The 12,918-nt window shown below is 51.9% G+C and carries 8 protein-coding genes and 1 pseudogene; 3 read left to right on the forward strand and 6 right to left on the reverse strand.

Going from position 1 to position 12,918, the window contains the following annotated elements; genetic code table 11:
* Window positions 1–4: 4 nt before the first annotated feature.
* From BM181_RS10575 to BM181_RS10600, 6 genes are all read right to left on the reverse strand, one after another.
* Window positions 5–328 carry a hypothetical protein gene (locus tag BM181_RS10575; protein ID WP_143092167.1) on the reverse strand — a complete coding sequence of 108 codons (324 nt, stop codon included), beginning with the start codon at window positions 326–328 and terminating at the stop codon, window positions 5–7.
* Between the two features lie 154 nt (window positions 329–482).
* On the reverse strand, window positions 483–2,096 hold the full coding sequence (locus BM181_RS10580; protein ID WP_075444759.1) for an MBL fold metallo-hydrolase RNA specificity domain-containing protein: 1,614 nt from the start codon (window positions 2,094–2,096) through the stop codon (window positions 483–485).
* A gap of 21 nt (window positions 2,097–2,117) precedes the next feature.
* On the reverse strand, window positions 2,118–4,517 hold the full coding sequence (locus BM181_RS10585; protein WP_177207200.1) for a hybrid sensor histidine kinase/response regulator: 2,400 nt from the start codon (window positions 4,515–4,517) through the stop codon (window positions 2,118–2,120).
* 131 nt (window positions 4,518–4,648) lie between these two features.
* Window positions 4,649–5,578: a UDP-N-acetylmuramate dehydrogenase gene (gene murB / locus BM181_RS10590; protein ID WP_371263033.1), complete on the reverse strand. Its 930-nt coding sequence runs from the start codon at window positions 5,576–5,578 to the stop codon at window positions 4,649–4,651.
* Window positions 5,579–5,608: 30 nt separating this feature from the next.
* Window positions 5,609–6,103 (reverse strand): tRNA (uridine(34)/cytosine(34)/5-carboxymethylaminomethyluridine(34)-2'-O)-methyltransferase TrmL, encoded by a 495-nt coding sequence (gene trmL / locus BM181_RS10595; RefSeq protein ID WP_075444763.1) that lies wholly within the window; start codon window positions 6,101–6,103, stop codon window positions 5,609–5,611.
* A gap of 73 nt (window positions 6,104–6,176) precedes the next feature.
* Window positions 6,177–9,836, reverse strand: a complete 3,660-nt coding sequence (locus BM181_RS10600) for an autotransporter outer membrane beta-barrel domain-containing protein (RefSeq protein WP_075444765.1) — start codon at window positions 9,834–9,836, stop codon at window positions 6,177–6,179.
* Window positions 9,837–10,204: 368 nt separating this feature from the next.
* Here BM181_RS10600 and BM181_RS10605 point away from each other — a divergent pair, with 368 nt between their 5' ends.
* The 3 genes and pseudogenes from BM181_RS10605 to BM181_RS10625 all read left to right on the forward strand — a co-directional run bounded on the left by BM181_RS10605 (window position 10,205) and on the right by BM181_RS10625 (window position 12,843).
* A complete protein-coding gene (locus BM181_RS10605; protein ID WP_256211357.1) occupies window positions 10,205–10,357 on the forward strand; it encodes a nuclease in 153 nt (50 codons plus the stop codon).
* 916 nt (window positions 10,358–11,273) lie between these two features.
* Window positions 11,274–12,426, forward strand: a pseudogene (locus BM181_RS10620) (IS3 family transposase).
* An 18-nt stretch (window positions 12,427–12,444) separates the two neighbouring features.
* Entirely contained in the window at window positions 12,445–12,843 is a 399-nt protein-coding gene (locus BM181_RS10625) for an SIMPL domain-containing protein (RefSeq protein ID WP_075444769.1), read from the forward strand.
* Window positions 12,844–12,918 lie beyond the last annotated feature (75 nt).

Genomic DNA, 12,918 nt, shown 5'->3' on the forward strand with positions numbered 1-12,918 from the left:
CCAATCAAATGACCGACGGAACGAATTCTTCCTCGGCATATCCATAACGTGCCGTGACACGGTAGATCAGGCGGTCATCCACGGCGCTGCGGATCGTGATATGATCAAGATCGCGCAGCATCGCCTTGATATCCATAACGGCAGCCATACTGCTGATATAATCAAAGGCCTGCTCCAGACTTATCTTCTGGCGTTCCGGCTCTTTGGCCCCTTCATGATAGACTTCCATCGTTACCGGAATCTCTCCGTTGACCGGAGCACGGCAAAGCTTCGGTTCCCAGGCGTTGGTGATTTTCTTGACACACTCGATTTGTTCTATTTGTTCCATATTGTGCATAACACCCCCAACCACGGATAATTTCATTGCCCGATTGTATTAGTAATATTTATCTTATCAGTATGAACTCATATGGTCAATGTTATATTATACACTTTTTTGGCGTTTTTTGTATAAAAAATCAAATATTAATTTGTATAAAAAATCAAATATTAAATGGTGCAAAGAGTTTCTTCATATAGTTGAATCCCTTGGTGATGGTCTTGATGAGGGGCTCCATCGTCTTGGGCTGGCGGATGACCAGTTGCATGACCTTGCGCCGCAGGCTGCGGTACTCGGCATCGAAGATGCGCAGCTGCTCCTCCATCTCCATCTCCACCGAGACGGAGGGGATGGAAGAGGGCTGGAGTTCCGAGGCCCGGCCGGTGATCTTGACCACATCGCCGCGGAACGGGATGTAGACCTCCTCGCCGCATTCCTTCTGGATGCGGCTCTTCAAGGCCTCCTGCCCCTGGGCTTCACCATGGACAATGAATACCTTTGCCGGCTTAGGGCTCTGGAATTTATCGATCCAATCCATGAGCTGATTGGCATCGGCATGGGCCGAGAAGCCATCGAGCATCTGGATCTGCGCCTTGACGGCCACTTCCTCGCCGAGTACGCGCACGCGCTTGATGCCGTCGACCAGGCGCCGCCCCAGGCTGCCCTCGGCCTGATAGCCGACAAACAGGATGGTGGACTCCGGCCGCCAGAGATTGTGCTTCAGATGGTGCAGGATACGGCCTGCATCGGCCATGCCCGAGGCCGAGATGATGATCTGCGAGCTTTCGGAGCTGTTCAGCGCCCGCGACTCCTCCGCCGTCTCACAGATACGGACCTGCGGGAACTCGATCATCTTGCCGCTCTGCCCGAACATCCTGACAGCTTCTTCGTCAAAATCCTGGAAGTTCTGCATGAAGATGCGCGTGGCATTGATGGCCAGCGGGCTGTCGAGCACGATGGGGATGTCCCCATCCAGCCGCCCGCTCTTCCAGAGGTTGTAAAAATAGTAGAGCAAGGTCTGGGTACGGCCGACGGAAAAGGACGGGATGACCAGATTGCCGCCGCGGTCCATCGTGTCGTTGACGATCTCCAGCAGCGCTGTCTCCTTGTCGTAGATCTGATGGACGCGGTCGCCATAGGTCGACTCGACGACGAGGAAGTCCGCCCCCGTGAGCACCGTGGGATCTTTGATGATGGGCTGATCCGGCTGGCCGAGGTCCCCCGAGAAAACGAGCTTTGTCGTCTTGCCATCTTCGTTGACAACGATCTCGACAATAGCTGAACCTAAGATATGGCCCGCATCGTAGAAGGTCACATCGATGTGGTCAGCCAGGGAGAATTTCACCTGATAGGGCATCGGCACGAAGTGCTCGATGGCCGCCTCGGCATCCTCCATGGAGTAGATGGGCTGCACAGGCGTCTCGCCCCGCCGCTGGTTCTTGCGGTTCGTGAGCTCCGCATCATACTCCTGGATATGGGCCGAGTCTGGCAGCATGATGCGCGCCAGGTCACAGGTCGCCTTCGTAGCATAGACGCTGCCCGAGAACCCCTCCCGCACGAGTTTCGGGATCAAGCCGCAATGGTCGATATGCGCGTGAGTCAGCAGCACCGCGTCAATCTCTGCCGGACTGAAATCAAATTCCTCGAAGTTCAGGTCACGGATGCGCCGTGAGCCCTGGAACATGCCGCAATCGATCAGATACTTGTTCTCCCGCGAAGAAAGCAAATAGCAGGACCCTGTTACCGTATGTGCTGCACCTAAGAATTCCAACCGCATAACGATCCTCTCCTTCCCTATCTAGTGCAATAAAACCTTCAATGTCTGCATGAGCTTGGGGATATCGATAGGTTTTGCCAAATGGCCATTCATCCCTGCCGCCAGTGCATTATCCACATCCTCCTTGAATGCATTTGCCGTCATGGCCAGAATCGGGATTCCTGCCTGCCGCTTGTCGGGCAGGCGGCGGATATAGCGCGTCGTCTCATAGCCATCCATATGGGGCATCTGGATATCCATCAGGATGAGGTCATAGCTTCCGGGCAATGCTGCCTGCAGCTTTTCGGCACATATCCGCCCGTCCTGTGCCCAGTCGACCTTGCAGCCAACCTCTGTGAGCAGCGCGATGACAATCTCTGCATTGAGCTCGTTGTCCTCCGCGAGCAGGATATGGCGGCCGGCCAGCTGCGCATCGTCGCTGCGCTTCATGCTCTGCTGCTCGATTTCAGCCGCCGTCCCGATGCGATGCGGCAGACGGACAGTCACCGTCGTCCCCTCGCCCAGAGTGCTCGCAATAGAAATGGTTCCGCCCAGCAGCCCGACCAGCCGCTTGACTATTGCCAGCCCGAGCCCTGTGCCCTGCACACCGTTGGCCGAGGACGTCCGTTCACGGGCAAACTGATCGAACGCATGCTGCAAGAACTCCCTGGTCATGCCAACGCCTGTATCGCGGGTCACCACTTCGATGATACATTCCCCGCTTTTTCTGCCCGGCAGCTCACGCAAGCACGCTACGATGCGGCCGCCAGGCGGCGTGTATTTTATGGCATTGCCGATGATATTGATGAAGATTTCCGACACATGGGTCTTGTCCACATAGAGATAGCGATGCTGAAAATCATTGTGTTTCTCAAAGGTCAGCTGCTTCTCCGCGATCTGCACATCGAAAATGGTCGTCGAGAGCCGCAAATACTCCTGCATATCGACCAGCTGCTCATCAATGACAATCCGATTGTTTTCGATGCGGGCCATCTCGAGCACATCATTGAGGATGGACAGCAGCTGATTGCTGGCCGAAAGGATCTTCGCCCGGCACTTGGCCTGCTTGGCAAGGTCCTCCGGCGCCCGATCGGCCATTTCCGTAAAGCCGATGATGGCATTGAGTGGCGTACGGATATCATGGCTCATGTTGAACAGGAATCTTGATTTGGCTTCGTTGGCAGCTTCCGCCGCCTTGCGCGCCGCATCGAGCTCACGCTGCTTTTCCTGCTCCTGCTGGATCGTGGATTCGATATTGCGGAACCCGCAGATAAAGTATTCATAGCTATCCGCATCTGCATCCTTGATATAGCAGCATTGATAATGCTGCCGTTTGCCCTCATAGGTCAGCCGCGTATAATTCAGCGTATAGATCTTATCCTTGCATACTTTATCGCGCAGATTGCCCAAATGCCAATTGCGGCGCATCTCCTCACGCTGTTCAGGAACGATAACGCGGTCGATATACTCGTTCGTAACCTTGTAATAATCCATGCCCTTGAGCGCCTTGATAAAGGCATTTGTCGTCTTGGAGTTGCTGTTGTTCATCACCATGGAAACCGTCTCCGTCCGCACATCTACGAGCCAGACAGAGCTGTATTCCTTGGACAGGCCGCGCAGAAGCACACTGCGCTGCTCGAGCTCCGACATGAGCTTCTGCTGGCGGCGCAAATCCTGGTCGATATTCTCGAACGCAAAGATAAGCTTGCGCCGTTCATCAAAGGCCGCGATTCTAAGTTGATAATAGACAAGGGTATCGTCACGCAATGTACGATAGGAGTAAACGATCTGTCCTTCGCGGTCCAGGCAGTCAAAGATATATTTCCGCGACAGGAAACGCCGCATCCCGGCCTGATCTTCCGCATACACCATGGTATCGATATAAGTACGGAACACATCATAGGCGACAGGCCGCTGCCGCAAAAAGCGGGCAAACTTTTCGCTGACATGGCTGATCCAAAGCGGATAGACCCGCGCATCAGCGACGTTCACATAGACGATAGAAGAATAGCTTTCGGAAAGGACACTGGCAATCTCGGCTGTGATATGTTCACGTGCCTTTTCATTTTCGATATCCTCTACCGCATAAAGTACGCGCAGCAGCGGTTCCTCCTCATCGATGCGGATGAAACAGGCCCGCCGCCATTGGAATTGCTTGTTGCGGAAAACGACCGCGATCTGCCGTTTATCCTGCAGACGGCTGGCAAGCGTACCGAGCGTCACGAAGTCAAGCATCTGCTGCAGATAGTCGGGGGCTACGACCTGCCGTATGATCTCATAGAACTGTTCCTGGAACGCCGCCCCTGCCCCCATTTCCTGCAAGGGGAAATCCGTCTTGACCGTCTCGCTGGCCAGCGTCGTCAGATCGATGACCTGCAGCGATATATAAAGGTCCGACAGCGCCGACAGGATAGCCCGCAGTTCCTTTCCTTCCTTCTTCATGACACCCTCCTTCCACATCTCCTATAACGAATATTCGCCATCCTGCCAGCAACTTCCTCCTCGCCGTATTTTTTCCACTACAAAAGCCTTCCCGCATACAGGGAAGGCTTTCCGTTTGCTTTTGTTCTGCTTTACTCTTCGCCGAGCATGCGGACCTCTGGCTGCAACTCAACGCCATGCTTTTCCTTGACGCGGCGCTGCACCTCATGGATAAGGTTCACCACATCGGCTGCCGTCGCACCGCCGGCATTGACGACAAAGCCGGCATGCTTCGTCGATACCTGTGCACCGCCGACCATCAGGCCCTTGAGCCCCGTCTGGTCGATCAGCGTGCCCGCGAAATACCCTTCGGGACGCTTGAAGGTGCTGCCTGCGCTCGGCATCTCGAGCGGCTGCTTGCTCTCGCGGCGCTGGGTGTAGTCGGCGATCTTCGCGCGGATCTCCTGCTCGTCGCCTGGCTGCAATTGCAGCTCGACCTCACAGATGGCCTCGCCATTCGTCTGGAAGACGCTGTGGCGGTAGCCAAGCTCGAGCTCATCCTTGGAAAACTCGTGGATGTTGCCCTCGGCATCTACGGCCCGCACGCAGTCGGCTACATTCTTCGTCTCGCCATCGTAAGCACCGGCGTTCATGAAGACCGCGCCGCCGATGCTGCCGGGGATGCCGCAGGCATACTCGAGACCAGTCAGGCCATGGGCCGCTGCGCACTCGGAGACATCCTTCAGCAGCGCACCGGCACCGGCGATGATGCGCGTGCCCTCGCAGCGGATCGAGGACATCGGCTCCGCGAACTTCACCACTACGCCGCGGATGCCCTTGTCGCGCACCAGCATGTTCGAGCCGTTGCCCAGGAGCGTAAGGGGCAGCTTGTATTCCTTGACCAGTTTCAAGATGCGCTGCGTCTCGGCCATATTGGCCGGAAAGATCAGGCAGTCAGCCGGGCCGCCGATTTCAAAGGTCGTATGCAGGCGCATCGGTTCATCGAGCAGCACCTGTTCAGCCTGCAGGAACTCACGGCAGGCGGCAACGAAATTCTTATCTATCAATGTATTCATTCCCATCTATTCTATCCAGCAGTAACTCGCAAGGCCTCAAGCCTGTTTCCACATGCGCAGGCCCGGGCCGTTCTCGGCCAGATTGGCAAAGTCCATCTGGCGCATGGCCTCATAGGCAACGATTGCCACGGCATTCGAAAGGTTCAGCGACCGCGCCTCGGCAATCATCGGGATGCGCACGCAGCTCTCCCAGTTGGCATCGAGGATCTTCTCGGGGATGCCTGCCGACTCCTTGCCGAAGACGAGCATGTCGTCCTCCGTGTAGTGAACCTCCGTATGCGCGCGCGGCGCCTTGGTCGACAGATAATAGAAATTATGCCCGTGATACATCGCGAGTACCTCATCGAAGTTCTCATGATAATGCACCTTGACCAGATGCCAGTAGTCAAGACCGGCACGCTTCAGATATTTATCGTCCGTCGAGAATCCCAGCGGCTTGACCAGATGCAGCTCAATGCCTGTCGCTGCGCAGAGACGGGCGATATTGCCCGTATTGCCAGGGATTTCCGGCTCTATCAATACTATATGCAATCTATACACCTCAACCTATCGTTTTCAACGTTCCCTATTATAGCGAATTCCCTCAATAAATACAAGGTGCTCTTTACCATACCCTCCGCAAGGTCAGCGCACAGGAAATGTCCTTATCATGACTGCCGCGCAAAAAACCGGCATCCCCCGCCAATAGCCAATCCGGCGCAAATTCTGCCTCGCCGCTTAACGCAAGCTCGAAGTGCGTCTTATCCTGATTGTTGCGCAGGGTATAGCGCCCGCCATCATAGCCTTCATAACGGAAGTCAAGTTCGGGGTTTGCCCCGGCAAAAGCGTGTCTTACTCCCAGACGTATCCCATAATTGCCCTTATCCAGATAGCGCTTGAGCTCCACGCCGCAGGTTCCGGCGAAATAAGTATTGCCGTTACCTGCTGCCTGCTGGTTGAAAATCCCGGCCCCCTTTTCCCGATAGGCTCCCTGCCGCATATGCGACAGCTGGAAGCCCGCATAAGGACTTACATGCCAAACCCTGCCGCTCTCGCTCTGCAAGTCGTATTTATACTCGCCGCCCAGCTCGATGATATGGCTGTTGTAATCTGCAGCGGCATTCAGGCCCAAAGCCGGAATCCCCCGGCGCAGTTTGTTGCGCACAATGCCATAGTCCAGATAGATATAAGCATCCCGCGCATCCTTATGATAACCGCCATAGAGCCCCACGCGAGTATCGTAGGCATTCCCCCCGCTGCTATCCGCGCCCAAACTTACGGCATTGTAGCTGACAAAGACACCGCCACGGAAATTTTTGCCGAAAGCCCGGTCATAGCCGCCGGAAACAGCGCTGCCATGATAGCTGGCACCGCCGCGTAAATCGCCCCAGTTCTTGGTGAACTTCACCCAGGCGTTGTTATCCTGGGCAACGGGCAGCTGCGTGGTCAAACGAAGTCCGGCCTCTTCTTCCTGTCCGCTGTCCCGCAGCTTGCTGGCCGGAATAGTAAGCGCTACAGGCTGCAGGGAAAAAGCCGTATTGAGCCTGTCGGAAATGACCCGGCCAGAAACGGTGCTCTGTTGGGCAAGTGCGGCAAGCTGCGTCGCTCCGCTGCTGCCGATGGCTGATAAGGCACCCTTGGCCTTCTCTGGCTCCAGACTGTAAAGGGGACGGAGCTGGCTGAGGCGCTCATCCCCTGCCAGATCCTGCCGCATGGACTCCATGGCCTCATAGGTCTCCTGCTGCACGGCATCGACTTTACCCAGGTTATTGGCCGCCTCGGAAGTGACCTTTATTTCTTTGCCTGCCACGCTGGCCGTGATATTGGCAAGACCGGTCTTATAGGGCGTACCCGTAGCATTTTGGGGACTGCCCTGGATGTTGCCGTTTTTGACTGCCAGAACGCTGAAATTTTCATGGGGAAGGATATTGGCAGCCAGCAGGGTAGCCCCGTCAATAGCAGCTGTGCCCGAAACCCTGATCTGTCCATCCGAGCCGCCTGCCATGCCCCTAAGTGTGCCATCCGCCTTCAGATCCCCAGCGATCTCCACGCAGCCATCCGGAGAGGAAATCCCCAGTGTGCCGTGGTTGATTACATTCCCCGTGTCATCATCACGGAACCCGGCAGCTATAGTGGTCATTTTGTTTACCGTGTAATTGCCATCCAGCAGCGTGGCATCCTTGTCCACCGTTACGCTTACCACGTTGGCCTCACCGCCATAGCGCAAAGTACCTGCCGTGACATTCAGTTTGATATTGTCTTTGCCATTGATATTGCCAGTATAGTCATGTTCCCCGCTGAAATTGAGATTGGTAACGAGGTCGGGGATGTATTCGTTATAGTTATATTTCATCCCCTTATATTGCAAATTGAGCGCTTCGCCTTTGGCTTCTTTTTCAACAACAGCCACAGCATCATAGCTGCCGTCTGTATCGAAGTGCTTCCAGTCTGAAGTGATATTGCCCTTGATTTTGGCTCCAGCCTGCACATTGATATTTTTCACCAGGGCATTTTTGCCGATATAGATGGCATTCTTCCCGCCCTCCAAAGTACCGGACAGATCATAACGATCCACCATGGCCCCTTGCAGTTCATCTGCCGCGGAATTATATTCGAATTTATTCATCTCGGTGAGGGGCAGATTTTCTGCACTGGAAATCTTGCCGGTAGGCGCATCTACCGTACGCTTATAGCGGATATAGGAGCCGCGATACTCGTCCGCGGCACCGTTGGTGCTAGAGCCGAAGTCAAAGCGGATGCCGGTACCATCCTGCCCCCTGGCTGTAACCGTGCCGCTCTGCTTCACCGTCTGCCCGCGGCCATAAGCGATGAGCACACCGTTGCCCTGCAGGCCATCGGCATGAATCTCGGTGCTCTGGGGAATGACCAAGGTATTTTCGCTGCCGTCCACACGGATGCCTGTGGCGCCAGTACCATGCGTCAAAATATCGGCACGTTGCGTGACGGTATTCCTTGAGCCATAGATATGCAGGCCAATGCCCAGAGGCACATTGCTGTAGCCGCCCTTATAGGCCGTTCCCGCTGCATTGCGTGCCGAATAGCCATGCGTATTATCGATAACACCGCCATCGCCATAAACAGAATAGCCGAAATAAGCCTTGCGGTCCAAATCATATCCCAAATCCTGCATGACCGCCAACTCAGCTTCCATAAAAGACGTGTAGTTGCTATAGGCGCGATGACTCATCATGCCCGTAGTCTGCAAGTGGGAGCCCTCGAAGTTATAGAACAAAAGATTTTCCCAGGCATTCACCGGCAGGCCGGACACACCATGGAAGGTGGCACCATCCAGCGCTTCCGTGACATGGTCGCCCACAAAAAAAGCATAACCTTTTTTGCCGCTTAGATTTGGATTACTGTCACCGTTGTCAACGATAAACAAATCTTCTTCGGTCAATCCCGGAATGGCCGCCAGGGTCTCCTTGATGCTGGCAGTCGTGGAAATCACCATCCCAGGCTTGGCCGCTTTGCCATTCTGGTCAATCAGGTGCATATTCCATTCGTCGCGGTCTTTTGCACGGTCATCAAAGCGGGATATGAATTCAAGTTTGCTTGTGTACATGGGATTATTAACAACACTGCTCCATGTCTTTGTCTTGCTATCGAATTTCTGAAACTTGCCCATGATTCCCAAGGCATGTCCCAACTCATGGCGGATAGTCCCCACAAAATCCGCAGCCTGCTCATTGGCTGGCAGCACCGTATCCGTATCCACCCACCACCCGGCATTGGCACCATCGCGATTGGCTCCCGCATGCTGGCCAACTGTCACCCTGCTGAAGGCATACATGCCATCGTCAGCATCAAAGAGCTTTTTGTCGAACTCTTTGGCATCTGCCCGGATTATCTTTCCCTGAAGCCCCTGCGCCACATAATTTTCCACAGCAACACTGGGGTCTGTTCCCTTCTTATGCAACAGCGAAACCGGTATTGCCGATGCATTGGGGTCAGCATCCGTGGTAAGCACAATCTGAGCCGGCTGGCTGGTTTTCAAATAAGGGCCCAATATGCCTGCCCAGTAAGCCGTACCGGATTTCACCGCCCCTCTCATCAGCGGGCTTAATGTATATTTCGCAGGACCTGCAACGCTATCCTTGCCTACCTTAATGAACGTATCCCCTTGATTCAGAATAATTAATTCAGCAAATTCCTTCCCATTATGGTAAACATAATCCGTAGTATAGGCTCCTGCCCAGGATGGCACCCCCAGGCAAGCCAAAGTGACAGCAATAACCAGTTGTTTGTTTTTCCCCCTATTCATCATGCATGACACTCCTTCCCTGTAATTGAATCTATCTTCTACACATTTCCCATCAATTCCTGCTAACATATACCTACGCATAACAGGCAGAGTATGACAAGAACCATCGAAAAGGAGCTGCATGTTCATTTTATGGATTGATTTGACAAGTCAAACCTTTGACAAGTCAATTTGACTTGTCAGCAAGTGTGCTCAATAGCCGCCGTGCGAGTGGAAACCGGCTTTATCGATAGCGAGGGCACACAAGTCCTCTCCCTTGGTCGCAATGATTTAGAGGAGAAAACACCTCCTGTACGTTACCATCCGGCCACCAGTTGTTGGTGCTTCTCGGCAGCTTGGCTGCCTTTTCGCTGATGGTGGCTACATCTGCCATGGCCACGGATTATCTAGCCAATCCGCGTTCCATGAAGTTTCATTACAGCACCTGCCGCACCATCAAGCACCCGGAAAATTTCATTCCGTACAGTTCCCGTGAGGCGGCGGTAAATGATGGGTATGTGGCCTGCAAGGTTTGTCATCCCTAGAATTTTTGCGTAAAATTTCTTGCTAGTATATAACGGAAATGGTATAATTAACCTACAAACGAAAAAGAGGGGTAGACCACGAGTTTACACCGGTAGGAGAGTCTTCGGGATGGTGACCTGTGAGACTCTTTTATTTTTGCCTACAAAAAGATACGCGCCAATGCTGTGATGCACTGGCGCGTTTTTGCGTCATCCGTCCGGTTGGTGGGGCCGGACTTCCGACAAGTTTAGTGTTTGCCGCTATGGCGTATCATGTCGTAGAGCCATGCAGCCACAAGACTACTGGCGATACCTACGACAAACGAAAAGAGTGGGTTATCAACCACGGGCTTCACCTCCCTCGCTGCCGTGGGATTACCATGGTTAGAGGTAGCGGCAATGAATAGTATAGCACAAAAATTCATAATGTACGTGCACTGTGAACAAAGAATTATACATTTGTTTTTTCCCGCCATAGTGACGACATCGCAAAAGCCCTTGCCAGTATTTAAGGAAAATAGTACAATATCATTACGGAACTTGTCATAGAGCCATTCAGCCACTAGACTGCTGGCAATATCTACAACAAAAATAAGGTGTCAACCACAAGTTCACACCGGTAAAAGAGCCTGCAGACTGGTAACCTGCAAGGCTCTTTTATTTTGCCCCCGACACGAAAGCGGATTTTCCGCCCAAGCCTCGAACATACTATACATAGAAAATGCAGGAAATTGGGATATCTAAGGCGGGAGTTTACATTACCTGCCGCACCATCAAGCACCCGGAAAATTTCATTCCGTACAGTTCCCGTGAGGCAGCGATAAATGACGGGTATGTTTCCTGTAAGTTTTGTCATCCTTAAAACCATAGATGAAGTGATAAACTAAAGTTGTAACACCAGTGACTAATAAAATATAATATCCTTGGAGGTTTTATTATGCCACAACATTACGACGAAACATTTAAAAAGCAGATTGTCCGCCTTCGGCTTAAAGAAGGCCGATCTATAAGAAGCATCATTGAAGAGTATGGAATGTCAAAAGCCAGCATTATCAACTGGTGCAACGAATTTCGCGAAGAATGCCAGAACAATCCTGAAAGCCAGAATGAATACGACTCCATGAAAGAAATACGTAAGCTCAGAAAGGAAATGGAAGAACTTAGAAAGGAGAATCTTTTCCTAAAAAAAGCAGCGGCATTCTTGGCAAAGGAAATCGATTAGAGGCTTATCGGTTCATCCAAGAACATCATCATGAATTTGGCGTGCGCTGGTTGCTGCGTAAGTTCAACATTTGCTCCAATGCCTACTACAACTTCCTGAAAAACAGGAAGTCTGCTTATCGTGCCCAGAAACAGCGTGTGCTCAAGGAAATCACCACGATATACCACGAGCATAACGGTGTGGATGGTTACCGCAGCATGCAGATTTTCTTGAAACGAAAGCATGTTCATCTTAATGCCCTTACTGTTCATCACTACATGAATAAGGAGATGAATCTTCATGCCATTGTTCAAAGGAAGAAGCTGAATTACCAGAAAGGCACAGTACACAAGGTTTTTGATAATCTGTTGAACCAGGATTTCCAGGCAAACAGATTAACCAGAAATGGGCTACTGACTTTACATATCTTTTCCTGAAGGATGGCAGTGTACGGTATAATTGCTCCGTAATCAATCTGCATGACCGCAGCGTGGTATCCAGCATTACGGATAGGAACATTACCACCGACCTGGCTATCCGTACAGTAAAGAAGGCACTGGAAGCCCAGACATCCGTAAGTAAAAATCTGATTCTTCATTCGGACCAGGGGTCTCAGTTCACTTCAAAGGAATTTACCGAATTCTGTGAATCGGCAGGTATTACCCAAAGTATGAGCAAGGCTGGCTATCCATATGATAATGCTCCGATGGAGCGTTACTTCAATACGCTAAAGAATGAATGGATTTACCTGCATGACTATCTGGCAGAGGACGATCTTTATGCATCTGTTGAAGAGTTTGCTTATGTCTGGTATAACCATGTGCGGCCACATTCATATAATGGTTACAAGACTCCGTTCGAAGCCGGGACAGGAATCAGCAATTATTAAGACACAAGTGTTACAAAAATGCTTGACCACTACATTCTTGGTTACAAGGTAAATCAAAGCCTTAGCCTATCTTTCCCCTTAGACATGGAAACTCTAAACAATGTGATGTCTGTTTTGGCCATATGCGTTGTGAATCCAGAAGTTCGTATTGGATTCACAATATCAGATGAAGATGGCCTAAAAAAGGAACTACTTAAATCGGCGACAAAAGATGCGATTGAAAAAGCAAATATTCTCTGCGAAGCATCAAATGTAAAACTTGGAAGATTGCTTTCCATCGATTATAGCTGGAAGGAGTTCTGTTTTGAATCAATGGACAAATATGTAGTGTTTGAGGCGCACAGCGCAGAATTTGATATGCAGCCGGATGATATAAAAATCAGTGACACCGTAGAGTTTATCTGGGAGTTGAAATAACGTATTAATTCCATGTTCATTATGCAAAAAACGAAACTGCAATAGGAATTCTTTTTATGAATGCAATCGACAAGA

The sequence above is a fragment of the Pseudoselenomonas ruminantium genome (assembly GCF_900113715.1).
Taxonomy (GTDB): Bacteria; Bacillota; Negativicutes; order Selenomonadales; family Selenomonadaceae; genus Selenomonas_A; species Selenomonas_A caprae.

What these genes read in the sequence shown, in the direction of transcription:
- BM181_RS10605 (WP_256211357.1), top strand. Translation starts at nt 10,205, where the DNA reads ATGGCCACGGATTATCTAGCCAATCCGCGTTCCATGAAGTTTCATTAC.
- BM181_RS10580 (WP_075444759.1), bottom strand. Translation starts at nt 2,096, where the DNA reads ATGCGGTTGGAATTCTTAGGTGCAGCACATACGGTAACAGGGTCCTGC.
- BM181_RS10575 (WP_143092167.1), bottom strand. Translation starts at nt 328, where the DNA reads ATGGAACAAATAGAACAAATCGAGTGTGTCAAGAAAATCACCAACGCC.
- BM181_RS10600 (WP_075444765.1), bottom strand. Translation starts at nt 9,836, where the DNA reads ATGATGAATAGGGGGAAAAACAAACAACTGGTTATTGCTGTCACTTTG.
- BM181_RS10625 (WP_075444769.1), top strand. Translation starts at nt 12,445, where the DNA reads ATGCTTGACCACTACATTCTTGGTTACAAGGTAAATCAAAGCCTTAGC.
- BM181_RS10585 (WP_177207200.1), bottom strand. Translation starts at nt 4,517, where the DNA reads ATGAAGAAGGAAGGAAAGGAACTGCGGGCTATCCTGTCGGCGCTGTCG.
- murB (WP_371263033.1), bottom strand. Translation starts at nt 5,578, where the DNA reads ATGGGAATGAATACATTGATAGATAAGAATTTCGTTGCCGCCTGCCGT.